The 25344-nt window shown below is 68.4% G+C and carries 22 protein-coding genes; 15 read left to right on the top strand and 7 right to left on the bottom strand.

The genetic code is table 11. The features are described 5' to 3' along the window. The first annotated feature begins 133 nt into the window (after positions 1-133). The 4 genes from octT to lexA all read left to right on the top strand — a co-directional run bounded on the left by octT (position 134) and on the right by lexA (position 2956). The gene (octT, locus tag ACFW6D_RS14740) at positions 134-853 is read left to right on the top strand and encodes a diglucosylglycerate octanoyltransferase (protein ID WP_379328493.1); all 720 of its coding nucleotides are present in this window, start codon (positions 134-136) and stop codon (positions 851-853) included. A 3-nt stretch (positions 854-856) separates the two neighbouring features. Then, positions 857-1699: a DegV family protein gene (locus tag ACFW6D_RS14745; RefSeq protein WP_379328332.1), complete on the top strand. Its 843-nt coding sequence runs from the start codon at positions 857-859 to the stop codon at positions 1697-1699. A gap of 72 nt (positions 1700-1771) precedes the next feature. Next, on the top strand, positions 1772-2272 hold the full coding sequence (locus ACFW6D_RS14750; protein WP_379328334.1) for a GNAT family N-acetyltransferase: 501 nt from the start codon (positions 1772-1774) through the stop codon (positions 2270-2272). 33 nt (positions 2273-2305) lie between these two features. Beyond that, positions 2306-2956 (top strand): transcriptional repressor LexA, encoded by a 651-nt coding sequence (lexA, locus tag ACFW6D_RS14755; RefSeq protein ID WP_379328336.1) that lies wholly within the window; start codon positions 2306-2308, stop codon positions 2954-2956. A gap of 5 nt (positions 2957-2961) precedes the next feature. Here lexA and ACFW6D_RS14760 read toward each other — a convergent pair whose 3' ends face one another. After that, on the bottom strand, positions 2962-3924 hold the full coding sequence (locus tag ACFW6D_RS14760) for a DUF2332 domain-containing protein (protein ID WP_379328338.1): 963 nt from the start codon (positions 3922-3924) through the stop codon (positions 2962-2964). A 179-nt stretch (positions 3925-4103) separates the two neighbouring features. On the opposite strand from ACFW6D_RS14760, the gene ACFW6D_RS14765 reads away from it, so the two are divergent. The 4 genes from ACFW6D_RS14765 to ACFW6D_RS14780 all read left to right on the top strand — a co-directional run bounded on the left by ACFW6D_RS14765 (position 4104) and on the right by ACFW6D_RS14780 (position 10949). Then, positions 4104-5123 (top strand): ComEA family DNA-binding protein, encoded by a 1020-nt coding sequence (locus ACFW6D_RS14765; protein WP_379328340.1) that lies wholly within the window; start codon positions 4104-4106, stop codon positions 5121-5123. A gap of 442 nt (positions 5124-5565) precedes the next feature. After that, entirely contained in the window at positions 5566-8544 is a 2979-nt protein-coding gene (locus tag ACFW6D_RS14770) for a ComEC/Rec2 family competence protein (RefSeq protein ID WP_379328342.1), read from the top strand. Positions 8545-8553: 9 nt separating this feature from the next. After that, a complete protein-coding gene (gene holA, locus ACFW6D_RS14775) occupies positions 8554-9525 on the top strand; it encodes a DNA polymerase III subunit delta (RefSeq protein ID WP_379328343.1) in 972 nt (323 codons plus the stop codon). A gap of 221 nt (positions 9526-9746) precedes the next feature. Then, complete coding sequence (locus tag ACFW6D_RS14780) at positions 9747-10949, top strand: LCP family protein (protein WP_379328345.1); 1203 nt, start codon at positions 9747-9749, stop codon at positions 10947-10949. Here the strand turns inward: ACFW6D_RS14780 and ACFW6D_RS14785 are convergent, their stop codons facing one another. Next, entirely contained in the window at positions 10950-11204 is a 255-nt protein-coding gene (locus ACFW6D_RS14785; protein WP_379237484.1) for a hypothetical protein, read from the bottom strand. A 111-nt stretch (positions 11205-11315) separates the two neighbouring features. Then, a complete protein-coding gene (gene rpsT / locus ACFW6D_RS14790) occupies positions 11316-11576 on the bottom strand; it encodes a 30S ribosomal protein S20 (protein WP_379237486.1) in 261 nt (86 codons plus the stop codon). A 310-nt stretch (positions 11577-11886) separates the two neighbouring features. On the opposite strand from rpsT, the gene ACFW6D_RS14795 reads away from it, so the two are divergent. The 4 genes from ACFW6D_RS14795 to ACFW6D_RS14810 all read left to right on the top strand — a co-directional run bounded on the left by ACFW6D_RS14795 (position 11887) and on the right by ACFW6D_RS14810 (position 16174). Next, a complete protein-coding gene (locus ACFW6D_RS14795; RefSeq protein WP_379328495.1) occupies positions 11887-13512 on the top strand; it encodes a circularly permuted type 2 ATP-grasp protein in 1626 nt (541 codons plus the stop codon). 5 nt (positions 13513-13517) lie between these two features. Further along, entirely contained in the window at positions 13518-14495 is a 978-nt protein-coding gene (locus ACFW6D_RS14800; RefSeq protein ID WP_379328347.1) for an alpha-E domain-containing protein, read from the top strand. Next, positions 14492-15334 (top strand): transglutaminase domain-containing protein, encoded by an 843-nt coding sequence (locus tag ACFW6D_RS14805; RefSeq protein ID WP_379328349.1) that lies wholly within the window; start codon positions 14492-14494, stop codon positions 15332-15334. The genes ACFW6D_RS14800 and ACFW6D_RS14805 overlap by 4 nt, the downstream gene beginning before the upstream one ends. A gap of 63 nt (positions 15335-15397) precedes the next feature. Then, positions 15398-16174 carry an aquaporin gene (locus tag ACFW6D_RS14810; protein ID WP_379328351.1) on the top strand — a complete coding sequence of 259 codons (777 nt, stop codon included), beginning with the start codon at positions 15398-15400 and terminating at the stop codon, positions 16172-16174. A 48-nt stretch (positions 16175-16222) separates the two neighbouring features. Here ACFW6D_RS14810 and ACFW6D_RS14815 read toward each other — a convergent pair whose 3' ends face one another. Further along, the gene (locus tag ACFW6D_RS14815; protein ID WP_379237494.1) at positions 16223-16774 is read right to left on the bottom strand and encodes a type II toxin-antitoxin system PemK/MazF family toxin; all 552 of its coding nucleotides are present in this window, start codon (positions 16772-16774) and stop codon (positions 16223-16225) included. Between the two features lie 116 nt (positions 16775-16890). Here ACFW6D_RS14815 and lepA point away from each other — a divergent pair, with 116 nt between their 5' ends. Next, entirely contained in the window at positions 16891-18765 is a 1875-nt protein-coding gene (lepA, locus tag ACFW6D_RS14820; protein ID WP_379328353.1) for a translation elongation factor 4, read from the top strand. An 11-nt stretch (positions 18766-18776) separates the two neighbouring features. Here lepA and ACFW6D_RS14825 read toward each other — a convergent pair whose 3' ends face one another. From ACFW6D_RS14825 to ACFW6D_RS14835, 3 genes are read right to left on the bottom strand one after another with little or no spacing between them, the layout of a single operon-like run. Beyond that, positions 18777-20057 (bottom strand): sensor histidine kinase, encoded by a 1281-nt coding sequence (locus ACFW6D_RS14825; protein ID WP_379328355.1) that lies wholly within the window; start codon positions 20055-20057, stop codon positions 18777-18779. Next, positions 20054-20746: a response regulator transcription factor gene (locus ACFW6D_RS14830; RefSeq protein WP_379328357.1), complete on the bottom strand. Its 693-nt coding sequence runs from the start codon at positions 20744-20746 to the stop codon at positions 20054-20056. Before ACFW6D_RS14830 ends, ACFW6D_RS14825 begins: the two co-directional genes overlap by 4 nt. A gap of 35 nt (positions 20747-20781) precedes the next feature. After that, a complete protein-coding gene (locus ACFW6D_RS14835; RefSeq protein WP_379328359.1) occupies positions 20782-21204 on the bottom strand; it encodes a hypothetical protein in 423 nt (140 codons plus the stop codon). Positions 21205-21483: 279 nt separating this feature from the next. On the opposite strand from ACFW6D_RS14835, the gene ACFW6D_RS14840 reads away from it, so the two are divergent. Then, a complete protein-coding gene (locus tag ACFW6D_RS14840) occupies positions 21484-23487 on the top strand; it encodes a hypothetical protein (RefSeq protein ID WP_379328361.1) in 2004 nt (667 codons plus the stop codon). 53 nt (positions 23488-23540) lie between these two features. Then, entirely contained in the window at positions 23541-25343 is a 1803-nt protein-coding gene (locus tag ACFW6D_RS14845; protein ID WP_379328363.1) for a hypothetical protein, read from the top strand. The last annotated feature ends 1 nt before the right edge of the window (position 25344 follow it).

Below are 25344 nucleotides of genomic sequence, written 5' to 3' on the forward strand. Positions count from 1 at the left end.
GACTTCTCCGGCTGCCGTAGAAGCGGACCGCGTAGCCGCGGCATCCGCCAACACTGTTGCACTGCAAGGCGAATCGGTCGTCGAGGCACCTGCCGGTTCGCTGCTCGTCGAGGAAGCCGAGGCGCCGAGGCCGGTGGAGTCGGCCGCGCCGCGCCCCGTGCTGCTGGTGATCGCCGATTCCCTCGCCTACTACGGGCCGAAGGGTGGACTGCCCGCCGACGATCCGCGGATCTGGCCGAACATGGTTGCCGCGGAACTGGACTGGGACGTCGAGCTGATCGCCCGGATCGGCTGGACCTGCCGCGACGCCTACTGGGCGCTGATCGGAGATCCTCGGGTCTGGGCCTCGGTGCCGCGTGCGGGGGCGGTGGTGTTCGCCGTCGGCGGCATGGACACGCTGCCCTCTCCGCTGCCGACCGCGCTGCGGGAAATGATCCGCTACATCCGCCCGCCGCGTCTGCGTCGTGGCGTGCGTTCGTCGTACAACTGGTTGCAGCCGAAGTTGTCGAAAATCGGTCGCCGCGTTGCTCTTCCGCCGAAGGTGAGCGTGAACTACCTGGAGCAGTCGCGAGAGGCGCTGAACCATCTGCGTCCGGAACTCCCCGTCGTCGCGGTGCTCCCGTCGGTGCACACCTGCGATGCCTACGGTCGGGTGCACCGGGGCAGGGCACGGGCAGTCAAGGCACTGCAGGCGTGGTCGGGTCGCACCTCGGTGCCGCTCGTCGACCTCGGTGAGGCCGTGCGTGACGACATCGAGTCGGGGTCGGCGAACCCGGATGGCATCCACTGGGGCTGGGCCGGGCACGCGGCGGTCGCGACCGCGATGACCAAGGCGCTGCAGGAGGTCCGGTAGTCCGTGGCCGTTGTGGTGGTCACCGATTCGGCGGCGGGATTGTCCGCGGATATCGTCGCCGAGCTCGGTATCGAAGTGGTGCCGTTGCATGTGCTCGTCGGCGACCGGACGATCCGCGAAGGCCTCGATCCCGTCGAGATCGACTACACGGCGGGCCCGGTCACCACCTCGGCGGCCTCGCCCGGTGAGCTGCGCGAAGCCTACGAACGCGCGCTGAGCCACAGCGACGGTGACGGCGTGGTCGCTGTGCATCTGTCGCGCCTGTTGTCGTCGACCTGGGAGTCGGGCCGCCAGGCGGTGCGCGATATGGGCGCCGAAGACCGTGTGCGCCTTGTCGATTCGCTCGGTGCCGGCCTGGCAACCGGTCTGCCGGTGCTGGCTGCCGCGCGGCGAGCGGTGGCGGGCGATGCGCTGGATGTGGTCTACGAGCGCGCGGTGACGGCCGCGGCCCGTGCGCGCACGTTCATCCTGGTCAACCGCACCGAACAACTTCGCAAGGGCGGTCGGCTGAGCAGTGCCGCCGCGTTCTTCGGCAGCGAACTGGTGACGAAGCCACTGCTGCAGCTGGTGGAGGGCAAGCTCGAACTGCGGGAGAAGGTGCGCACCAGATCGCGCGCGTACGCGAAGTTGGTGGCGGCTGCAGTTGATGCGGCCGCTTCCGACGGTGCTGCCCTCGGTATCCAGCATCTCGGTGCGCCCGAGGCCGCCGAGACCATCGCGGCACAACTGCGCGAACAGCTTCCCGACGTGCGGGAGGTCTACGTGGCCGAGTTCGGTCCCACGCTCGGTGTGCACCTCGGCGTCGGGGCGCTCGGCGTCGCGGTGTTGCCCGGCGGATGTTCCTGACACCGGCCGGTTCAGAGTCCCGGTGCGGCCGAACCCTTCGCTGACGCCGCCGCGTTGCCTACCGTAGATGCCATGGCAGCCCACACTTCTCCCCACACCGACCTCCCCGTCCGAGTGCTCACCGTCGACTGGGACCATTCGGACGCCGAGACGCTGCGCGCGGAGATGTCGGACGAGATCCGCCCGCGCTACGCCTACCTCGAGGACGAGCTCGCCGCACGCGGGCTCGCGCCGCATGTGGTCGACAGCGAGAGCGTGCATCGAACCTTTGTCGCGTACGTGGCCGACGAACCTGTCGGCCACGCCGCGGTGCGTTGGAACGCCGGCGACCTCGAACTCAAGCGGATGTTCATTCGACCCGCCTACCGCGGCACCGGCACCGCGACGGCACTGCTGCACGCCGCCGAAGCGGCCGTCCGCGAGGCCGGCCAGCCCCGGATGATTCTGCAGACCGGGCACCTGCAGCCCGACGCGGTGCGCTTCTACGAGCGCAGCGGCTACCACCGGATTCCGCTGTTCGCGCCGTATCACGCCCTCCCGCAATCGAACTGTTTCGCGAGGAACCTGCACTGAAGCGCCGATCGGGTGGGGCTCTACGATTTCCCGATGACCGGATACGACGACTTCGACCACCTCGACGCCGCGAACCTGCCCGCACGCAGGCAGCACATCCTCGCCGTGATCAGGGATTCGGTGCACGCCAACGGCTACGCGCCGAGCACGCGCGAGATCGCCGACGCGGTGGGCCTTCGCTCCACCTCCACGGTCTCCCAACATCTGAAAGCGTTGGAGGACGACGGTTTCCTGCGCCGCTCCGCCTCCATGGGCCGCCCCATCGACGTGCGTCTGTTCCTGCGCGGCGCGCCCGCCGCCGATTCCGACGCCTCGGTGTCGGTGCCTGTCGTCGGCGACATCGCCGCGGGCACCCCGATCCTGGCCGAGCACAATCCCGACGAGGTGATGACGCTGCCGCGTGAACTGGTCGGCCGCGGTGAGGTTTTCGGCCTGCGGGTCCGCGGTGACTCGATGATCGACGCCGCGATCTGCGACGGCGATCTCGTTGTCGTCCGTAGTCAGCGCGAAGCCAACTCCGGCGATATCGTCGCCGCCATGATCGGCGACGAAGCCACGGTCAAGGTGTACCGCCGCCGCAACGGCCACGTCCAACTCGAACCGCGCAACCCCGCCTACGCCGTGATCGACGGCGACGAAGCGGTCATCCTCGGCCGCGTCGTGTCCGTGATGCGCCGAATCTGAGGCCGCTACGCCGGGCCGAACCAGTCCAGCGACTGGCCGTGCGGCCCGGCGAACGCCAACGGCTCGTCGTCGAGGGCCAGCACCAACCGGGCCGCCGTGCTCTCGCGTGGGGGCAGCCGGTCGGCCAGCGAGGTGAGCACTCCTGAGCCCTCCTGTGAAACCCAGTGGCAGGGCAGGTTTCGCACCGTCGCCCGGAAGTCCGCCCGTGCCTGTGGTGAGAGGTAGCTGAGCACAGCACTGTGGAACACCACCACCGTGCTGTCGCGAAGTGCCGCGTGGACGAGCTCGGTGATCTGCTCGTTCAGGTCGCCCGTGACGAGATTCGGTGGATCCGCGGCGGTGATCTCGCAGGCTGCACGCAGCCGTGCCAGCCGCTCGTCCTGCCCTGGCCACACGAGTGCCGACAACCACTGCCGGTCCTCGCTGTCGGCGGCATCGAGCGGGTTCAGGTCCACTCCTGCCCGATGGACAACTCGGGGGAGCCGGTCCGGGATCGGCACCGGCCCGGTTGTCTTGCAGGTCAACACAACCGGTGACGGACCGTCGGACGGATCCAGCGCGGCGGTGTCGTAGCGATAGCTGAAACGGTCCGGGTACAGGCAGAGTCCGGCCGAGGCACCGACCTCGATGAGTGACAGGGGCCCGGGCAGGCGTGCGAGCACCGGCAGGAGGGTGGCCGCACGGCCCGCCTCGTTGGTCTGTGTCCGCCGGCACAGCGCGGTCGCCGAGATCGCCGGCCAGTTCTCGCGCAGCTGGTCGCGGAACTCGCTGTAGGGAACCGCGATCGCACCGTTGACTCGCGCGGCAGCCAGGATCAGGTTGGGTTGCTGCTTGTCCGTGGGCAATCGGTCGATCAGCGCCAACACTTCGTGGTCCGTGCTGATATCCAGTGCCCGCCGGCGGTACAGCGGGGAGTTGTCGCCTGCTTCGCGAAGTGCGAAGTCGCGGAATCGTTGTGCGAGTTCCATGGGTCCATGAGTACTTCGATTCGGTCATGAGCGCACGGTATCCACCCGGGCCGAACGGATCTCGGGCTCGAGGGCCGCTGAAGGGTGAGTTATCCACAGGCGCGGAGTTATCCACAGGTTTCTTTCAGGCCCAGGTCGGCGAGGGTTTGCCAGGTTGCCGTTGGCCTACCGTCGCTGCCATGTCACGACACGAAGAGCACGAGCGAGTACGGCAGCGGCTGGGCGGTCTGGAGGTCCGCGAGCGAGCACGACCGAGCAGTCCGCCACTGCGCGAACCCGGGAACGACGATTCGCGCGCCGACGACGGCGACGGACACTGGGACGAGGACGAACTCGCACCGTCGTCCGGCCCCTCGGGTGCGGTCGGAACGCCCGGATGGCTCGATGACGGCGCGTCGGGCAGGCGAAACCGGCTGGTGCCCCAGCGCTTTCGGGATGCGCGGTTGGATCCGGGTCGTCGCGGTGCGCTGGTACTCGGCCTGGTCGGGGTCATCGCCGTGGTGCTGACCGGGGTGATGGTGCTGCGCGATCAGCCGGTGGCGAGGTCGGTGCCCCCGGTGCCGGTACTGCGGGCGGAAAGTGCTGCGACACAACCTGGACCGACTGCGGTGACGGCTTCGATGTCCGCGCAGAGCTCGACTCCGAGCGCCGATGTCGTTGTCAGTGTGGTCGGCTTGGTCGAACGAGCCGGGCTGCACCGAATGCCGGACGGCTCGCGGATCGCCGACGCCTTGGAGAAGGCAGGCGGTATCCGCGAGGGTGCCGACCTTGCAGGCCTGAACCTGGCTCAACGACTCGCGGACGGTGACCAGGTCATCGTCGGCGCTACCGACCCCCAACAAGGCCAACCACGCCTCGGAAGCATCATGATCGGCGCGGGTCGTCCACCGGCGAACCCGTCGGCCAGCGCAGGCTCGACCGCCGCTAGTTCGAAGCCTGCAGGTCCGAACACAGCGGGATCGAGCACAGCGGGTTCGAGCACCGGCGCCGGTACTTCGACCGGCAATTCCCGCGTCGACCTGAACACCGCGACCGAAGCCGAGCTGGACGCGCTACCCGGCGTAGGCCCGGTCACCGCCGCAGCGATCCTCGCGTGGCGCACAACCAACGGACGCTTCACCGATGTCGCCCAACTCGGCGAGGTAGACGGCATCGGCCCAGCCCGCCTGGCCAAACTGCGTGACCTGGTGACGACGTGATTCCTCCGCAATGGCATAGCAACCGGTACGAGATCCCCGCAGCTGATGACGACCGGGAGGCCGCTGTCGTCGACTGCAACTCCGAGAACTCCGGAGTTCGCGGAGGTGACCACATGACCTGTCCGGTGTGGCCGTGCGCGAGGAAGGAAAGTCGGCGTACCACAGACCGATCCGAGGGAGCACTGGCCGACTGCGCGCCGGTACCGGGCGACACCCACCCTGCGTGTGCGAACGGGCTCGGCGAAATGCACTGTGCCGCAGACGCGCCCGCGGGTACTGACACGCGCAGACGAGACGACCAGGCCGGCGGATGAGAACTGCGCCGGTCGGGGGAGCAGTACGGGAGGAATCGGAGCCGCGCCTGGGAAGGACCGGGGGAGGTCGATGGGCGGCGGCTGAGCGGTTCGGGCTGGAAGCCCGGAGGTCGGATGCCGGCCTGCGGGTGGATGGCGGGCAGGATCCGGCGGAGTCGGAGCCGCAGGTGCTCGACATGCGGCTGGTGCCTGCGGCGCTGGGGTGTTGGGGGGCGACGATCGTCGCGGTGACCGTGGGATGGGTTGCGGGGGTGGTGCTGGCGGTCGGTGCCGTGGTGGTGGCGATCGGGTTGTGGGTGGTGTTGTTGTGGGCGATGGCGCATCGGCGGGAGCGGTGGCGGGTTGTCGCGGTGACCGGGTTGGCGACCATGCTGCTCGGGGCGGGGTTCGGGGCGGCGGGTGCTTGGCAGGAGCATCACGTTCAGTCGCACCCGCTGCGGGAGTCGTTCGGTCGATCGGTGAATGTGGTCGCGGTCGTCACCGATGATGCGAAACCCATGCGCGCCGGTGGATTCGGTGGCGAGCGGCGGTGGATCGTTCGCGCGGGTCTGCACGAGTTCGGTCAGGGTCAGGCGTGGACCGAAGCAGGCGGATCGCTGGTGGTGTTGGCGCAAGGTGGTGAATGGGCCGAACTGTCGCCCGGACAGGTGGTGCGATTCCGCGCCGAGGTGAGCGAACCGAACCGTGCGGACCTGACCGTTGCCACCCTGCACGCCACGGAAGCTCCGAAGCGGATCGGCGATCCGCCGTGGTGGCAGCGGCTCGCGGCGAGTGTGCGATCGGATCTGGTCGACGCTTCGGCGCGGGCACTACCCCCGGACGCTGCGGGGCTGCTGCCCGCGCTCGTCGTCGGCGACACCGCCGCATTGCCCGACGGTGTGCGAGACGCATTCGAAATCGCTGGACTGCAACACCTTTGCGTGGTCAGCGGCGCGAACTTCACCATCATTCTGACCGCTCTGCTCGCGCTCGCCCGACTGCTCACCGCGGGTCCAAGGACCAGTGCCGCGGCGGCCGCTGTGGTGGTCGGGTTGTTCGTCGTCATCGCGCGCCCCGACCCGAGTGTGCTGCGCGCGGCGGCCATGGGGTCGGTAACAGTTCTGGCCCTGCTCACCGGAAGGCGAAAACAGGCGCTACCCGCACTGTGCGCGGCGGTGATCGGATTGCTGGCTGTCGCACCGCAATTGGCGGTGAGCGCGGGGTTCGCACTGTCGGTGCTTGCCACGGCGGGCCTCATCCTGCTCGCGCCGAGCTGGGCGGACTGGTTGCGGGCGCGCGGCTGGTGGCGCGCACCCGCGGAGATCGTCGCGGTGTCGGCGGCCGCGTTCGTCGTCACCGTGCCGCTGATGGTCGCGCTGTCGGGGCGGGTGAGCCTGGTGGCGATCGTGGCGAATGCGCTCGTCGCGCCGGTGGTCGGGGTGATCACGGTCATCGGAGCGGTGGGCGCGGTCGTGGCCTGCGTGTGGGGCGATGCGGCGGTGTGGGTGCTGTGGTGTGCGCGGCCACCGATGTGGTGGTTGCTCGGCGTCGCCGATCGAGCCGCCGCCGTGCCCGGCGCCACGATGACGGTGCCGGGCGGTGCCGTCGGCGGAGCGGTGGCGACAGTGATCGTCGTCGCGGTCGTGGCGGCATTGCGCTGGTCCCACACCCGCAGGCTCCTCGCGGCGGTCGCGCTGGGGGTGGCGATCGTGCTGTTCCCCGTGCGCTTCTTGCAACCGGGGTGGCCGCCATCGGGCTGGGTGCTCGCCATGTGCGACGTCGGGCAGGGAGACGGCTTGGCCCTGTCGGTCGGCCCTGGTGCCGCTGTCGTCATCGATGTCGGCCCCGACCCGCGCCCGATCCGGGCCTGCCTGGACCGCCTGGAAATCACCCACATCCCACTCCTCGTCCTCACCCACCCCCACGCCGACCACATCAACGGAGTCGCCGGCGCCCTCCGCGGCCGAACCGTCGACGCGATAGCCACCGCCCCCGGCGAACTCCGCGCAGCGATCGCCGACGCATGCGCCGCGGCGAACCGAACCCATGCACATCCATCCACCCAGGTTCCGGCCCGCCAGACCCAGGACGCCGGCCGCGGGCCGGATCGCATGAACGCGGTGGAGGCATCGCCACACCTCACGGACGTCGCTGGATTCCCCGAGTCTCAGGCGGAAGTCGCGGGATCGCTTCCGTATCCCGCCGACCTCGAAGGACCGCCGTCGCCTTCCATCGAGATCGCAGGATCGCCGTCTCATCCGGCGGTGGTTGCCGACGCGCCATCGAGTCCCCCGGACAAGTCCGGTGAGCCTTCGCCGCTGGGAGTGGCTGCAGGAACATCGAACTCGGCGGGTGCAGATCGCCCCGGTCCTGTGATTCCCAGGCCCGCACAGTCGGCGCAGGAACTGCCGCCTGTGGATGGGGTGCGATCGCTACCGTCGAACACGAGCATCGAGGTCACATCGACGGGCGAGAGTTCGGTGTGTCCGAGTGGAACACCGGGGGAGCGGGTTGCGAGGGCTGAAGCGAAGTCATCGGAACATGATGTAGCGCAAGGGGAATCGCACGGCCATAGCGACGACACCGGTGGAGTCGAACGAGTGGCACGGCTGGCTGGGGCGTCGGGAATTCCACTCACAGAACTCCATGCCGGGCACGAAATGACGTTCGGGACAGTCGGATTGCGCGTGCTGGCGCCGAGCAAGGAGGTGCCGACATCCTTGGCGGCCGATCAAGCCAACGATCGGTCGCTGGTGCTGCGTGCTCGCACGCAGGCGGGAACGATCCTGTTCACCGGTGACATCGAGGCCGAGGTGCAGGGGCGGATTCTGCGGGCAGGAGAGGCGCGTGCCGACATCCTCAAGGTGCCGCATCACGGATCACGGACCACCACACCGGAATTCCTGCGCGCCGTCGGCCCACGCCTGGCACTGGTCAGCGCCGGGTCGGACAACACCTTCGGCCACCCGCACCCCACGGTGACCACCACCCTCGCCGCGCTCGGCACCACCGTGGCCCGGACCGACCTCGACGGCGATGTCGTGATCGTGGGCACCACCGCCGACCTGCGAACCGTCACCTCCCGTCGGCGCGTACCGCCCGGCCGGGTTGTCGGTGGGCGTACGTAGGATCGCAGGGTGAGCGAACGCCCTGCCTCGGTGCATCTGGTCCTCGGCGACGAGGAACTGCTGGTCGAACGTGCGGTTGCGAAAGTGACCGCGCAGGTACGGGCCTGTGCGCCCGACCCGGACTCGGTGCCGGTCGACCGATTGCGCGCCGGTGATGCCAGCACGGCCGAGCTGGCGGAGTTGCTCAGTCCGTCGCTGTTCGCCGAGGACCGGGTGATCGTGCTCGAGTCGGCTGCGGAAGCGGGCAAGGACGCGGTCGCGGTGATCACCGAGGCTGCGGCCGATCCGCCCGACGGTGTGGTGCTGATGGTGCTGCACTCGGGCGGCGGACGAGCCAAGGCGCTGGCACCCGCGCTGCAGAAGAAGGGCGCGACCGTCCACGAGTGCGCGAAACTCGGCAAGGGTGGCGAGCGGGCGGAATTCGTGCGGGGCGAGTTCCGTGCGCTCGGGGTGAAGGTGCCGACCGAGGTGGTCCAGGTGCTGCTGGAATCGGTCGGCTCGGAGCTGCGCGAATTGGCCGCCGCCTGTTCGCAATTGGTGTCCGACACCGGCGGCAAGGTCGACGCGAACGCGGTCCGCCGCTACTACTCGGGCCGCGCCGAGGTCACCGGTTTCGACGTCGCCGACCTCGCCGTCGCAGGCGACCGCTCCGGCGCGATGGAAGCCCTGCGCTGGGCCACCGACCGCGGTGTCCCACACGTCCTGCTGGCCGACGCACTCGCCGACTCCGTCCACACCATCGCCAAAGTCGGCTCGGCGGGCCGCGGCGACCCGTTCGCCCTCGCCCAGAAACTCGGCATGCCCCCCTGGAAGGTCAAGAAGGCACAGGGGCAAGCGCGCGGCTGGAACCCCACCACCATCGGCACCGCCCTCCAGGTGGTCGCCACCCTCAACGCCGACGTCAAAGGCGGCGCCGCCGACGCCACCTACGCCGTAGAACACGCGCTGGCCCGCATCCTCGACCTCCGCGCCGCAGGCTGATCCAGGTCCTCCGGCCAGTCCTGGACCGGCGAGCCTGTACCTGTTCCCCCTGACGAGGCGCGCCGCACCTCCATCCAATCGGGATCGAATCGCGATGCTGGATCGCTGTCACGGCTGGCACAGTTGATCATGAGATGGTTGAGCCGAGTGGTAGCCGGGATGGAAAAGGCGGGCGCGGTCGACGCGGTCGGGGCTCAGCGGGGCGAGTAACGCGGCAGGTTGTGAAGGGTTTCGTCGCGCTGCTGTCCGCCGCGGTGGTGGTGGTGACGGCATATGGATGGTCGACGGCGGGGAGTTTCGATGCGGGGTTCCTGCGGTCGGGGGCGATCGGCGACGACGCACCGCACTCCCTCGGCGGCGATCTCAACATCCTGCTGATCGGACTCGACACCCGACGCGATCAGCACGGCAACGAACTACCCGCCGAAGTCCTCGATCAACTCCACGCCGGCGACGGTGACGAAGGCGGCTACAACGCCAATACTTTGATCCTGGTGCACATTCCGGCCGCGATGGACAAGATCGTCGCGGTATCGATCCCCCGCGACGACTACGTGCCGGTCACCGGCATCCCCGGCTACACCCACGCCAAGATCAAGGAGGCGTACGGGTTGCGCAAGGCCGCCGTGCAGGACCAGCTGATCGCGCGCGGCGTCACTGATCAGCGCGAGCTGGAACAGGCGGGCCGGGAGGCGGGACGGGCTGCGACCGTGACCGCGGTCCGGGATCTGACGGGAGTGCCGATCGACAGATTCGCCGAGGTCACCCTGGCCGGGTTCTACGATCTGGCCGCCGCGCTGGGCGGCGTGGAGGTCTGCTTGAACGCCCCGGTGCGCGACACCGAGTTCTCCGGCGCCGACTTCCCCGCGGGCCGCCAGCATCTGAATCCGGCACAGGCGCTGGCCTTCGTCCGGCAACGGCACGGACTGGAGAACGGCGACCTGGATCGAACCCACCGTCAGCAGGCATTCCTGACCTCGGTCGCGAGGCAACTCCGCAGCACGGGCACCCTCACCGATCCGGGCAGACTCTCGGCGCTGATGGCGGTGGCGCACCGCAATATCGTGCTGTCGGACGGCTGGAACATGACCGAATTCGTCCGCACCCTCGGCAACGCCGACGATCCTCAGGTCGAATTCCGCACCCTGCCGGTGCTGCGCTATGACGTGATCAACGGGCAGGACGTGAACATCGTGGACCGGTCGGCGATCCGCCGCGAGATCGCCGCGGCCTTCGGTACGCCGATGCCCACCTCGACCACCAAGCGCACCGGACAACGCACACAGCCGCCGGCCGCCTGGTCGTCGCAGACCGCAGAGGGGGCGTGGCAGACCGACACAACCGAATCGGAGCTTGAGACTCCCGACTCGGGCAAGCCGGTCCGCAGCGACATCACCTCGGGGCAGGTGCCCTGCGTGAACTGACTATTCGCCGGCGACGACGAGCGAGACGTCGGAGTCCTCGTCCTCATCGATGTCGTCGTAGCGACCCTCCCACTCGTCGTAGAGGGGGACCTCGTCCTCACGGGTGACGATCCAGGCGGCGCCGTAGCCACCGTCCTCGTCGGGCACCATCACATTTTCGACCTTGAGACCGATACCCAGGATCTCCGCCGCGCGGATCACCTCGGCCAGGTCATCGCCTCGTACCACCGTCTGATTCGCGTACACCGTCAACATGGCGCGAATGGTAACCCCTCCGTGGGAACGACAAAAGCCGCCGTGGTCATCGAGGCCACGGCGGCTGCGTCTTGGGTATGTACTACCAGCGAGCACCAGGCTCGCCGACGATCAGATCTTGTTCAGAGCCAGCGCGAGCGCGGACTTCTTGTTGGCCGCCTGGTTGGCGTGGATGACGCCCTTGGACGCGGCCTTGTCGAGCTTGCGGCTCGCGAACTGCAGCTGCTCGGCAGCCTTTTCCTTGTCGCCGCTGGCGGCAGCCGCACGGAAATTGCGGATCGCGGTGCGCAGCGCGGACTTGACCGACTGGTTGCGCTGACGCGCTTCCTCGTTGGTACGGATCCGCTTCATCTGAGACTTGATGTTGGCCACGCCTGTATCCTCTGGTTTCCTGTTCGCTGGGTGGTATTCCTTGAAAGCTCGTCGGGCGCGCGCCCACGATGCAGCAGATGGTGCTGAACTACGGGTAACACCGCGCCGAAGATCGAGGTTACCAGCTCGGCACGTCCCGGCGAAATCGGCCCTCATCCGCCCGACCGGGAAGACTCCGCCCGATTTCACCCGTTTCAGGTGATGCAAAGAATTTACCTGTCTCACACACGACGCTGCTGCCGGGTGGGGCACAGTTTTTGTCATGACCTCCACCACTGCGCCGGGTACGGCTCGATCTGCATCACCGGCGATGGTGAGAACGAACGGGCAGTCGGCTTCCACACACACCGGATTGTTCGAGGGATATGGGCCGGGCCGCTTCGCTGACGCGTTCGACGAGATGTTCGACGGGTCAGGGAAAGTAAGGGCGCCGTACAAGGGTATCCATGCCGCGATGGCGGCCAATGATGTCGATGACCTGGCCAAACGCTCGGATGCGTTGGACCGCGCGTTCATCGACCAGGGCATCACCTTCTCCCTGTCGGGGCAGGAGCGACCGTTCCCGCTGGACCTGGTGCCCCGGGTGATCGCCGCCGCGGAGTGGGCCAAACTCGAACGCGGCATCAAACAGCGGGTCACCGCGATGGAGTTGTTCCTGGCCGACGTCTACGGCGAACAGAACATCCTGCGCGATCAGGTGATCCCCAAGCGCCTTGTTACCTCGTGTGAACACTTCCACCGCGAGGCCGCCGGGCTGGTCCCGCCCAACGGCGTGCGCATCCACGTCTCCGGGATCGACCTGGTTCGCGACGAGAAGGGCGACTTCCGGGTACTGGAGGACAACCTGCGCTCGCCGTCGGGCGTCTCCTATGTGATGGAGAACCGGCGCACGATGGCCAGGGTCTTCCCCGATCTGTTCTCCTCGCACCGGGTGCGCGCGGTGGGCGACTATCCCGGCCACCTGCTGCGCGCGCTGCGGGCCTCGGCCGCGCCCAACGAGGTCGATCCGACCGTGGTGGTGCTCACGCCGGGTGTGCACAACGCGGCCTACTTCGAGCATTCGCTGCTGGCTCGGCAGATGGGTGTGGAGTTGGTCGAGGGGCGCGACCTGTTCTGCCGTGACAATGTCGTCTACATGCGCACGACCGCGGGTGAGCGTCAGGTCGACGTGATCTACCGGCGCATCGACGACACCTTCCTCGACCCGATGCACTTCCGCCCCGACTCCGTGCTCGGCGTCGCGGGCGTGCTCAATGCCGCCCGCGCGGGCAATGTGGTGATCTCGAGCGCGGTCGGCAACGGCGTCGGCGACGACAAGCTCATCTACACCTACGTGCCCAAGATCATCGAGTACTACCTCGGCGAGAAGCCGATCCTGCCCAATGTCGACACCTTCCGCTGCTGGCTCGACGACGAACGCGAGGAAGTCCTGGATCGCGTCGGTGAACTGGTGGTCAAGCCCGTCGAGGGGTCAGGCGGCTACGGCATCGTGATCGGGCCCGACGCCTCACCGCGCGAGCTCGAGGCGATCAAGCGCAAGATCAAGGCGGACCCGCGCGGCTGGATCGCCCAGCCGGTGGTGCAGCTCTCGACGGTGCCGACCAAGATCGGCGACGATCTCGCGCCGCGCCACGTGGACCTGCGTCCGTTCGCGGTCAACGACGGCGACGACATCTGGGTGCTGCCCGGCGGGCTCACCCGGGTGGCGCTGCCGGAGGGCTCGCTGGTCGTGAACTCCAGCCAGGGCGGTGGCAGCAAGGACACCTGGGTGCTGGCCGGGCGCGCGGGGACCGAGGACCGGGAACTGGCCGGACCCGAGCTCGTCAGCGAACCGCCGCAAGCGGATTCGTTCGAGCTGGGCCGGGAACTCAGTACGCCGCAGGCCAATCAGCAACAGCAGCAACAACAGCAGACCCAGCGGCTGATCGGGGAATAACAGACATGCTTGCTCGAAACGCCGAATCCCTGTATTGGATCGGCCGATACGTCGAGCGCGCCGACGACACAGCGCGCATCCTTGACGTGGCGGTGCACCAACTGCTCGAAGACGCCACCGTCGACGCGGACCGCACGTCGCGCGTATTGCTCAAGGTGCTCGGGATCGAACCGCCCGAGGGTTTGCGGCTGGACGTGTGGTCGGTCACCGATCTCGTCGCCTACAGCCACGACCACGGCGTCTCGATCAGTGACTCCATCACCAAGGCGCGCGAGAACGCCCGCGGCGCCCGCGAAGTCACCTCGAGTGAGATGTGGGAGTGCCTCAATGCCACCTACAACGGCATGGCCACCGCCGAGCGGGCCGCGCGTGGGCTCGGCCCGCACGAGTTCTTCTCCTACATCAAGGGCAGGGCGGCGATGTTCACCGGACTGACCGACTCGACCCTGAGTCGCGACGACGGTTACCGCTTCCTGCTGCTCGGCCGCTCGATCGAACGCGTCGACATGATGGTGCGCCTGCTGCTCTCGCGCGCCGGGGACAAGACGTCCTCGCCCGCCTGGGTGACGGTGTTGCGTTCGGCGGGCGCCCACGACACCTATCTACGCACCCACCGCGGTGCGTTGGACGCCGCCAGGGTCGCCGAGTTCATCCTGATCGACCGCTTGTTCCCGCGTTCGGTGTTCCACACCCTGCGCGTGGCGGAGGCCTGCCTGACCGAGCTCGATCAGCGCCCGGGCAGCCGCGTCGGCGCGCGGCACGAGGCGCAGCGCGTGCTCGGACGGGCCCGAAGTGAACTCGAATTCCTGCCGCCGGGTGTGCTTTTGGAAGACCTGCAGGCCCGGCTGCTCGCTTTGCAGAAATCGTGCCGTGAGCTCAGTGAAGCCGTGTCACGCCAGTACTTCCACGCCGCCCCGTGGGTGGCGTGGACCGATGTGCGCAGCAGCCAGGACGGCCGCGTGCAGGTTGAGGGAGAGCTATGAGTTGGCGGATCAGGGTGGTGCACACCACCGGTTATGTCTACGACGCGCCCGTGACGCGCTCGTTCAACGAGGCCAGGCTCACTCCGCGCGCCGACAGCAGACAGAACGTGATCCTCAATCGCGTCGAAACCGTGCCCGCGACAAGGTCTTACCGCTACACCGACTACTGGGGCACCGCGGTCACCGCCTTCGACCTGCACGCCCCGCACACCGAACTCGAGGTGATGGGGTCGTCGGTGGTCGAGACCGAGCCGTTCGCGGAACCGACCGAGGAACTGAGCTGGGACGACCTGCAGGGCGGCCGGGTCATCGACCGGTTCGACGAAATGCTCAGTCCCACTGCCTATGTGCCGCGTGACAGAAAACTGTCGACCGTGGCTCGGCAGCTCGCTCGCGGTGAGGAACCGGCCAAGGCCGTGGTGCGCGCGGCCGAGTGGGTGCACAAGGAGATGGACTACATCGCGGGCACGACCTCGGTGCACACCTCGGCGCTCGAGGCCTTCGCCGAGCGGCGTGGCGTGTGCCAGGACTACGCCCATCTGACGCTGGTGTTGTTGCGCAGCATGGGGATTCCGAGCCGCTATGTCTCGGGCTATCTGCACCCCAAGGCGGGCGCGGAGATCGGCGAGACGGTGGCGGGGCAGTCGCACGCGTGGATCGAGGCGTGGACCGGGCAGTGGTGGGGTTACGACCCGACCAACAACCTCGCCGTCAACGAGCAGCACGTATCTGTCGGTGTCGGACGGGATTACGCGGATGTGCCGCCGTTGAAAGGCGTGTTCTCCGGCGGCGGCTCGACCGACCTCGAGGTCGTTGTGGAGGTCACCCGCCTCGCGTAATGTCCGGGTGGATCGTGCGGACCCCGCTCGTCGCGGGGTGAGTCCTCCCAGAGGTGGTTGCCGATGTCTCTTTCTGCGCAAGAATCCGTCGATCCGAATGCCGTCGCCGATACCAAGAAGTGGGCGGCCGAAGGACTCGGCACTTTCGTGTTGGTGATCGGTGGCGTCGGCACGGCGGTCCTGGCGGGTGACCGGGTGGGTCCGCTGGGTGTGGCGATGGCCTTCGGTCTCACGCTGATGTTCCTGGTGTACGCCCTCGGGCCGATCTCGGGCTGCCACGTGAATCCGGCGGTGACGCTGGGGCAGTTGCTGCTGGGCCGGATCACGTCCAAGAACGCGGCCTTCTACGTGCTGGCCCAGGTCATCGGCGGTTTGCTGGCGGGCCTGGTGTTGTTCGCGGTCGCCAACAACCTGCCCGCCTACGACCGCCCGGTCGACGGGCTCGGCGCCAACGGCTGGGGAGCGCACAGCCCCTCGGCGCTGACCGGGCCGCTGGGAGAGGTCGTCGTCCAGAACGGGTACGGGCTGGCGGCGACGATCATCATGGAGGTCATGCTCACCGGCGTGCTGGTGTTCGTGGTGCTCGCCTCCACCGATCAGATCTCCGACGCGCCGCTGGCCGGGTTGTCGATCGGCGCCGCGTTCGCGATCCTCAATATCGTCGCGATCCCGGTGGACAACGGGTCGGGCAATCCCGCGCGCAGCATCGCAACGGCGCCGTTCCAGGACGGGGCGATGGGTCAGTTGTGGGCGTTCGTTCTGTTCCCGCTGATCGGTGGCGCACTGGGTGCCCTGGTGTACGGCATGATCTTCGGGCGTTCCAAGGAAATCAAGGCCTGACCGACGATTACCGAACCCCGACCCGGCGAATCGGGTCGGGGTTCGTTGTCAGCTCCAGCTGTATTCGGCGACCAACCGGTGCGCGACCAGGTCGAAGGTCTTGCGCTCGACGATCGCGCCTTCGCGCCGGATGCCGTCCTCCGGGACGTCGATGACCCGATCGAGGCGAACCCAGCTCGGCCTGCCGTCGTGATCCCACGGTCCGGTGCCGATCCCGACCCAGTTGCGGTCGTGCGCGCGATCGGTCTTCGACGACAGCATCAGCCCGAGCAGCGTCTTGCGGTCGCGTCCGACCACCAGCACCGGCCGGTCCTTGCCGTTGGTCGGGTCCTCTTCGAAGGGCACCCAGGTCCACACGATCTCGCCGGGATCTGCCCGCCCGTCCAATTGCGGGCAGTAGACGATCTGGCGGGCGCGATGGGCGGTCGGCACGGGGGTCGAGGCCGTCGGGCGTACCGCGACGGCGGGTCCGGGCTTGTTCGCCAGTGCGTCCACCAGCTTCTCGAGCAGTCGTGGCCCCTGCTTGCGCACGATTTTGGGCCCCTGCTCCTTGGCGATGACGCCGAGCTGCTTGCCGAGACTGTTCCAACTGCTGGCCATGAAGTGAAATATAACGCCGACTCACCTGTGGAGCGCAGCCGTGACGTCGGTACGGGTTCGGCGAAATCGAGCCTCGGGCGCACCGGTGGCGAGGGCGGGGTCCCGTGCATGGGACGATGGGGCCAGTTCGCCTATACCCCGCGAGGAGTGGAGTGGCTTCCAGTTTTGTCGATACGACGTTCACCGATCCGTCCCGGATCCGGAACTTCTGCATCATCGCCCACATCGACCACGGCAAGTCGACCCTGGCCGATCGGATGTTGCAGCTGACCGGTGTGGTCGAGGCGCGTGCGATGCGCGCCCAGTACCTGGACCGGATGGATATCGAGCGTGAGCGTGGCATCACGATCAAGGCGCAGAACGTGCGGTTGCCGTGGCAGGTCGACGGCACCGAGTACGTCCTGCACATGATCGATACCCCGGGCCACGTCGACTTCACCTACGAGGTCTCCCGCGCGCTCGAGGCCTGTGAGGGCGCGATCCTGCTGGTCGACGCCGCACAGGGCATCGAGGCGCAGACCCTTGCCAACCTGTATCTGGCGCTGGAGAAGGATCTCACGATCATTCCCGTGCTGAACAAGATCGACCTGCCCGCCGCCGATCCCGACCGCTACGCGGCCGAGATCGCCCACATCGTCGGCTGCGAACCGGACGACGTGCTGCGGGTCTCGGGCAAGACCGGCGTCGGCGTGCAAGAACTGCTCGACAAGGTGATCGAGGCCGTCCCCCCGCCGGTCGGTGATGCCGACGCGCCCGCCCGCGCGATGATCTTCGACTCGGTCTACGACACCTACCGCGGCGTGGTCACCTACATCCGCGTGGTCGACGGCAAGATCTCCCCGCGCGAGAAGATCAAGATGATGTCCACCGGTGCCACCCACGAGCTCCTCGAGGTCGGCATCGTCTCACCCGAACCCAAGCCCACCCAGGGTCTGGGCGTCGGCGAGGTCGGCTACTTGATCACCGGTGTGAAGGACGTTCGCCAGTCGAAGGTCGGCGATACCGTCACCAGCGCGCGCAACGGCGCCGCCGAAGCCCTGACCGGCTACCGCGAACCGCGCCCGATGGTCTACTCGGGTCTGTACCCGGTCGACGGTTCGGACTACCCGGACCTGCGCGACGCGCTCGACAAACTGCAGCTCAACGATGCCGCGCTCACCTACGAGCCGGAGACCTCGGTGGCGCTCGGTTTCGGGTTCCGCTGCGGCTTCCTCGGTCTGCTGCACATGGAGATCACCCGCGAACGGTTGCAGCGCGAGTTCGACCTCGAGCTCATCTCCACCGCGCCCAACGTGGTGTACCGGGTGGAGATGGAGGACGGCACCGAACACGTCGTCACCAACCCGTCGTACTGGCCCGAGGGCAAGGTGCGCCACATTTACGAGCCCATCGTGAAGTGCACCGTCATCTCGCCGAGCGAGTTCATCGGCTCGATCATGGAGCTGTGTCAGCAGCGGCGCGGCGAGCTGGGCGGCATGGACTACCTGTCCGAGACCCGCGTCGAGCTGCGCTACACCATGCCGATGGCCGAGATCATCTTCGACTTCTTCGACCTGCTCAAGTCGCGCACGCGTGGTTACGCCAGCCTCGACTACGAAGAGGCAGGCGAGCAGGAAGCCGATCTGGTGAAGGTCGACATCCTGCTGCAGGGCGAGGCGGTCGACGCGTTCAGTGCGATCGTGCACAAGGACGCCGCGCAGGCCTACGGCCACAAGATGACCACCAAGCTGCGCGAACTGATCCCGCGCCAGCAGTTCGAGGTGCCCATCCAGGCCGCGATCGGCGCGAAGATCATTGCCCGCGAGAACATTCGGGCGATCCGCAAGGACGTTCTCGCCAAGTGCTACGGCGGCGATATCAGCCGTAAGCGCAAGCTCCTCGAGAAGCAGAAGGAGGGCAAGAAGCGCATGAAGACCATCGGTCGCGTGGAGGTCCCTCAGGAAGCCTTCGTGGCGGCGCTGTCCTCGGATTCGGACAAGCCCAAGAAGTAAGTCGAAATAGCTCAGGCGCCGGCCACTACCGGCGCCTGAGCTATTTCCACCCGCAGGCGGACACCACCGAGCGGGCTGTGGTCGAGTTCGGCGGTGCCGGAATGCAATTCGGCCTGCTGGCGAACCAGCGCGAGGCCCAGGCCGGAGCCGGGGGAGCCGGGACGTTTGGCGAAACGGTCGAAAGCGGTGGGGGACAGGGCTTCCGGGATGCCGGTGCCGTTGTCGTCGACGGTGATCTCGACGCCGTTGCCGGTGGTCCGCGTGGCGACAGTGACCTCGGTGGCCTTCCCGTGCAGGACCGCGTTGGCGACGGCATTGGTCACGATCAGCATGATCCCGCCGGGCAAGCCGTGCACCGGAACCGGATCGCAAGCGGTGAGCGTGATGTCGACGCCGGGGTTGGCGCGACGGGCGTTCTGCACCGCGCGATCGAGGGTTTCGCACAGTTCGAACGGTTCGAACGCGTCCTGATCGGTGAGTTCGCCGACGGCGAGGCGTTCGAGATCGGTGAGGGTCCGCTCGATCTGGCTCTCGGCGGCCAGGACATCGGCGAGGACGGCGCCGCGCTGGTCGTCGGGCAATTCGGTGCCCGCGAGCACCTGCAGATCGGTGCGCATGGCGGTGAGCGGGGTGCGCAGTTCGTGGGCGCAGACAGCGGCGAAATCGCGGGCACTGGCCAGGGCCTGATGGGTCTCGCCGTGCGCGGTCTCGAGGCGGGCCAGCATCCGGTTGATCGCGTCGGAGAGTTCCTCCGCTTCGCGTGCGCCGCGTCCCGACAGCGGCGGCAACTCGTCGAGGGTGTCGATTTCATGGGTCGCGTTGGCGAGTCGGCGTAGCGGTCGGGCGGCGAAACCAGCCAGCAGCCAACCCAATCCGGCGGCGAGAATCACCCCGGCCACGCCGATACCGAGCCCGATCAGCTGACTGCGGGTGATGGCGGCGTCGACGAGTTCACGATCGGGGTCGAGCCGGACCACCAGCCCCGGCGCGCCCTGGACCTGCGCTAGTGCCTCGTCCGGCGGGGTGCCGGGGGACACGATCGTGTGCTCGCGGGGCACCGGTGCCGAGACCGGGGGCTCGGGTGCGGCTGGTCCGAACGGTGGATTCGCGGGATCACCGTCGAACCGCTGCGCGACCTGTACCCGCATGCTGGACACGGTCTGATCGAGCTGGCTGGTACCCGTCACTTTCAGCAGCGCCCCATAGGTGAGGCCCAACGTGACAGCCACCAGCGCGGCCACCACGGCCGACACCAGCGCCACCCGGAAACGCAACGACCGCGACGCCTTCACGGCTGATCCCGCAGCACGAACCCGACCCCGCGCACGGTGTGCACCACCCGCGCGACGCCGTCGGCCTCCAGCTTGCGCCGCAGATACGAGACGAACACGTCCACCACATTGGTGTCGGTACTGAAGTCGTAACCCCACACGGTCGACAGGATCTGCTCGCGCCCGAGCACGATCCCCGCATTGCGCGCCAGCATCGCCAGCAGCTCGAACTCGCGTTTGGTGAGATCGACCGGTGACGACCCCGCGTGCACCCGATGCCCGGCCAGATCGATCACCACCTCGCCGACCTGGATCGTGTCGTTCGAAGAAGTCGCCGTGACCGGTCTGCGCCGCAACAGCGCGTGCAGCCGCGCGACCAGCTCGCCCAGATCGAACGGCTTGGTCAGATAGTCGTCGGCGCCACGTTCGAGCGCGGCGATCCGGTCGGTGACGGCACTGCGCGCGCTGAGCACGCAGATGGGGATGTCGTTGCCCATCGCGCGCAGTGCGGTGACCACGCCGACGCCGTCGAGTTCGGGCATGTTCACATCCAGCACCATGGCGTCGGGAGCGGCCGACCCCACCAGGGTGAGTGCTTTGGCGCCGTCGGGTGCGGTGATCACCTCGAAGCCGGAGAGCTCGAGGCCGCGCCGCAGCGACGCGAGCACGCGGACCTCGTCGTCGACGACCAAGATCTGCTGTCCCGTCATGCACTCACCCTAGTGTTTTCCATAGTTTTAGCTGGTCAGAACGGTCGTGCGGGCACAGTGTCGGCGGAGGCGGTGTCCGGTGCCGGGACGACCTCGCCGAAACCACCGGGCGCGGGAACCAGGACGTTCTCACCGTCGGGGTTGATCCGGCGGCATTCCACCGGGCCGTCCAGCGGCGGTGCGGGCTGCCCCGGCGCCGTGCGTTCGATATGGATCCGACGGGGCTCCCGGCCCGGTTGCGCGGGAACGGCGTGCTCGAAGTGCACGCCGGGCTCGGCGGCCAGCGGAGGCTGTCCCGGCACGTCGGCGCCACCCGGTGCGGTGCAGATGACCGTGGTCGCCCGGCCGTCGTCGGGCGGGGTGCCGGGGTCGGCGGTGGCGACGCCGGTGACCGTGGCGGTGAGCACGGCGGCGCCACCGAGCAGTGCGGCGGCCTTGGTGCGGTGAAGAGCGATCATGAGCGGCTCCTTACTGGTGCGGGGGCCGACCTCTTCGGTCGGTGTGCCCGACGCTATGGCGCCGATCTTCACGCTCTGTTGAGCAATCGTTAGAGTTTTCTTCGAACTGTGGAGCCCCCGGTTCCCCGGGCTCGCCGAAAGATGTTGTTCGCCATAAGGTGAGTACCAACCGCCCTGCACGAAATGACAGGTCGGTGTTCGGAAAATAGTGTTGGATGAGCCTGGACTTCGCCGCTGGATGTGGTGGAGGACCACAGCGATGCGAGTGTTGGAGCTTTGATGACGCGTGATCTGCCTTTCGATGACGGTGCCTCGCGCGCAACAGAGGACCCGCAGGGTTCCGACATCGCCTACCGGGTCGCCAACGGCGTAGCCCGGGTGGCGCGGGCAGGCGCCTACGTCACCGGTGGCGCGCTGGTCGCGGCCAACGGGACCGCGCGCGAAGAGGGCACCAGCAACGCCGACAGTCGCTATGCCGGCTGGTCGCAGCAGACCGTCCCCACCGATCCGAGCCCGGACGCACCCAACCCGATCGTGACCTTCCCCGATCTGGCCGCCGAACCCGCTCCGGGCGAGCCGAACACGCCGTTCGCCGCGGTGCCGCCGCCCGACGTCCGGCTGGTTGCCCAGTCCGGCGAATCCGCCTGGCGCCCAGCGGTTCCCGGCTCCGACGGTGAACGGGATATCCGGATCCCCGGTCGCGACGACACCTCGGGTGACGTCGACGTTCCCGGCTACGGGCACATCCCGACCGCACCGGGTTACAACGACATCCCCCACCCGCTGCCGGGCGCCACGCCCGACCCCGGCTTCGACCTGCCCGGTTTCGAGGGCCTGCCCGGCCACGGTGACCGCCCCGGCTTCGACATCCCTGGCATCGGCGGTGACCTGCCCGGTTTCGACCTGCCGGGCACCGGCGGCAACCTGCCCGGTTTCGACGGTATGCCGGGCGGTGGCATCGGCATACCGGGTTACGACGGTCTGCCCGGGCACGGCATCGGCGTTCCCGGCTACGACAGCGTCGGATTGCCGGGCGCCGGTGGTTCCTACCCGGGCCTCGACGGGGTATTCGACGGTGTCGGTGGCATGTTCGACGGTTTCGACGGTGCCGGCGCGATGGTGACCACCGACTGGCAGGTCGACGTGCACGTGGGGCTCGACGGTGTGTGGGCCACCTCGCAGATGAAGGTCGACGTGCAGGTCGGCGAGGTCGGCGATCAGCTCGACGACTACAGCGAGTGGCTCGCCGGCGGCATGATTCCGGGCGACCCGGCGGGCACGGCTCCGACCGGGACAGCCCCCGGCAGCACCGGTCTCGGTAACTCGTCGACAGGTGCTCCCGGCGTGCCCGGATCGTCCCCGTCGGGCGTCGGTCTGCCGGGTACGCCGGCCCCCACCGCCTCGGCACCCGCGGCGCCTGCGCCCGTCGCCGCGACGCCGTTCGCCCCGGGGCCCGCACCCGCCCCGGCCCCGATCACCCCCGTTCCCGCGCCGATCGCCCCGGCAACCCCCGCGCCGGTCGCGGTGAACCCCGTGGTCAGCACCCCGCTGCAGACCACCATCCAGCCCGACGCCGCCTCCACCCCGATCGCGAATGTGTTCGGCCAGCACGCCGTGTCGCCGCTGACGGCGCCCGCCGCCTCGGTGCCCGCGCTGTTCACCCCGCCCACGCCGACGAAACCCGTTGTGCTGCCCGAGGTCACCGGCGGTGGCCACACCCCGACAACCGCGCCGGTGACCGTCCCGTCCAAGTCCCCGACCGTCGACATCGACACCCCGACCACCGTCAAGGTGCCCACGGTCACGGCCCCGACCTCGCCCGACATCACCAAGGTGCCGACCACGGTCGCGCCGACCAACCCGGGCACGCCGACCACCCCCGACGACGACATCACCACCAAGCCGGGCACCGGCGGCGCGACGACACCCTCGACCGGCGCGGGCACCCCGACCGTCGATGTGCCGAGCCCGACCGCGCCCGGTACGACCGCGCCGACAGTCAGTCAGCAGCCGACCGCGCCGACCAAGCAGCCGACCATCGATCCGCCGACCAAGCAGCCGACGGTCGACATCGATCCGCCGACGGTCCCCACCCCGCCGCCCACCGTCGCGCCGGTGAAACCCCCCGTCATCGAGACGAAGCCGATCGCGGCCGAGTTCGACCAGCACCATGGCGGCTACCATGGCGTTTCGGCTGGTTTGTTCGATTCGGGTCTCGGCGGTGGCGATCTGCTCACCGGCGCGTTTCCCGTCGAACACCATGGGTATGACTTCGTGGTCTGAACACGACTGGAACAACGGGTCGGCCGTGTTGATGCAACGAGAGTGAGGAACAGTTGTCTGCCGCAGCCGGACTGCAGACCGCGACGGTGAAGCATCCGGATGTGATGGCTCCAGTGATCGCGCTGGTCGACGAACTGCGCGAACTGGTCCGTTCGGGCGGCCGCAACGACCTCGATGCCCGCCTCGGGATGGTGCGAGCCAGACTCAGCGATCCTCGGGTGCGGATCGTCGTCGTCGGTGAACCGCAGGCGGGGATGAGCACGCTGGTCAACAGCATGGTCGGCTCGCCCGTCAGTGCCACCGACGGCAGCCCCAGCGTCCCGGTGATCGTCGAATACGGCCAGGCGCCGAAGGCGACGCTGGTGAAGTCGGCGCCGGGCGGCCGGGTCGAACGGGTGCCCGTCGACCCGCTGAACCCGCTGCAGGCGCTGACCACGCTCGGGGTGCTGCGCGCCGAATTCGCCGAGCCGAGCCGACTGCTCGCCGACGGTCTCGTCGTGATGGACGCCCCTGGCGCGAGCGCCCACGAGGCCGCGGCGTGGTCGATGATCGCCGCCGCCGACGTCGTCCTCTACGCTGCCGATTCCGCCGCCGAACTCACCGAGGCGCAATTGGATTACCTGCGCCGGGTGGAGCGGGTGTGCCCGTCGGTGGTCTGCGTGCTCACCAAGATCGACCGCAACCCGCAGTGGTCGCTCACCCAGCGGCGCAATCGCGCGCTGCTCGACGGGGCCGGGCTGAACTTCGCGGTGGCGCCCGTGTCCGGGCTGCTGCACCGGGAGGCCGCCGAGCGCGGTGACCAGCAGCGCGACGCCGAGTCGGGCGTGCCCCAGTTGCTCGATCATTTGCGTGAATATGTTGTCGCCCAGGCTGATTCGGTGGCCGTGGGGGCCGCGGTGCGCGATATCGCGCTGATCACCGATCAGCTCACCGTCACCCTGCGGGCCGAGTCCGACACCCTGCGCGATCCGCGTCGGCGCGCCGACATCACCCAGCGCCTTGCCGCCGCGCGCACCACCGCCGATCAGCTGCGTCAGCGCACCGCCACCTGGCAGGTCACTCTCGTCGACGGCAGTTCCGAACTCAGTGCCGATATCGAACACGATCTGCGGCACCGGTTACGCAGCCTGGTGCGCGAGGCCGAGGCCGAGATCACCCGCACCGATCCGGCTCGCAAGTGGGCCGATTTCGCCACCGAACTCGACGCGCGGATCTGCGAGGCGGTCGAGGAGAACTTCGTGATGGCGCACTATCGCGCCGTCGAGCTCACCGAGCAGGTGGCCTCGAAGTTCCCGCCCGACAACCGAACTCCGCCGCTGCCCGAACTGCGCCTGACCAACCCCGGCGACGTCCTCGAACCGGTCCAGCCGCTCGAACCCCTCGAAAGCGCCAAAGCCGGTGTGGGACAACAGCTGCTCACCGCGCTGCGCGGTTCCTACGGCGGCATCCTGATGGTCGGTCTTGCCACCAGCCTGCTCGGTATGTCGCTGGTCAACTGGTATTCCGCGGGCGCGGGCGTGCTGCTGGGTGTGAACGCGCTCTGGGACGACCGCAAGAACCGCAAACAGCGCAGGCAGGCCGAAGCCAAGGTAGCGGTCGCCCGGCTGGCCGATGACGTGATCTTCCAGGTGGGCAAGGAATCCCGCAACCGCCTGCGCTCGCTGCAACGCGTGCTGCGCGACCACTACACCGAGATCGCCGCCGAAGTGGGCCGCACCGCCGACGAAGCCTTGCGCGCCGCCGAGGAAACCGGCCTGCGCTACGGCGACCACCGCGAACTGCGCATCACCGAGATCGACGCGGGCCTGCGCACGGTGGCGAGCCTGCGCGAACGCGCCGAGCGCCTGACCTATTGAG

Source organism: Nocardia sp. NPDC058705, assembly GCF_042749305.1.
GTDB lineage: Bacteria > Actinomycetota > Actinomycetes > Mycobacteriales > Mycobacteriaceae > Nocardia.

What these genes read in the sequence shown, in the direction of transcription:
- ACFW6D_RS14750 (WP_379328334.1), top strand. Translation starts at nt 1,772, where the DNA reads ATGGCAGCCCACACTTCTCCCCACACCGACCTCCCCGTCCGAGTGCTC.
- lexA (WP_379328336.1), top strand. Translation starts at nt 2,306, where the DNA reads ATGACCGGATACGACGACTTCGACCACCTCGACGCCGCGAACCTGCCC.
- ACFW6D_RS14760 (WP_379328338.1), bottom strand. Translation starts at nt 3,924, where the DNA reads ATGGAACTCGCACAACGATTCCGCGACTTCGCACTTCGCGAAGCAGGC.
- ACFW6D_RS14765 (WP_379328340.1), top strand. Translation starts at nt 4,104, where the DNA reads ATGTCACGACACGAAGAGCACGAGCGAGTACGGCAGCGGCTGGGCGGT.
- ACFW6D_RS14785 (WP_379237484.1), bottom strand. Translation starts at nt 11,204, where the DNA reads ATGTTGACGGTGTACGCGAATCAGACGGTGGTACGAGGCGATGACCTG.
- ACFW6D_RS14795 (WP_379328495.1), top strand. Translation starts at nt 11,887, where the DNA reads ATGGTGAGAACGAACGGGCAGTCGGCTTCCACACACACCGGATTGTTC.
- ACFW6D_RS14800 (WP_379328347.1), top strand. Translation starts at nt 13,518, where the DNA reads ATGCTTGCTCGAAACGCCGAATCCCTGTATTGGATCGGCCGATACGTC.
- ACFW6D_RS14805 (WP_379328349.1), top strand. Translation starts at nt 14,492, where the DNA reads ATGAGTTGGCGGATCAGGGTGGTGCACACCACCGGTTATGTCTACGAC.
- ACFW6D_RS14810 (WP_379328351.1), top strand. Translation starts at nt 15,398, where the DNA reads ATGTCTCTTTCTGCGCAAGAATCCGTCGATCCGAATGCCGTCGCCGAT.
- ACFW6D_RS14815 (WP_379237494.1), bottom strand. Translation starts at nt 16,774, where the DNA reads ATGGCCAGCAGTTGGAACAGTCTCGGCAAGCAGCTCGGCGTCATCGCC.
- lepA (WP_379328353.1), top strand. Translation starts at nt 16,891, where the DNA reads ATGGGGCCAGTTCGCCTATACCCCGCGAGGAGTGGAGTGGCTTCCAGT.
- ACFW6D_RS14830 (WP_379328357.1), bottom strand. Translation starts at nt 20,746, where the DNA reads ATGACGGGACAGCAGATCTTGGTCGTCGACGACGAGGTCCGCGTGCTC.
- ACFW6D_RS14835 (WP_379328359.1), bottom strand. Translation starts at nt 21,204, where the DNA reads ATGATCGCTCTTCACCGCACCAAGGCCGCCGCACTGCTCGGTGGCGCC.
- ACFW6D_RS14840 (WP_379328361.1), top strand. Translation starts at nt 21,484, where the DNA reads ATGACGCGTGATCTGCCTTTCGATGACGGTGCCTCGCGCGCAACAGAG.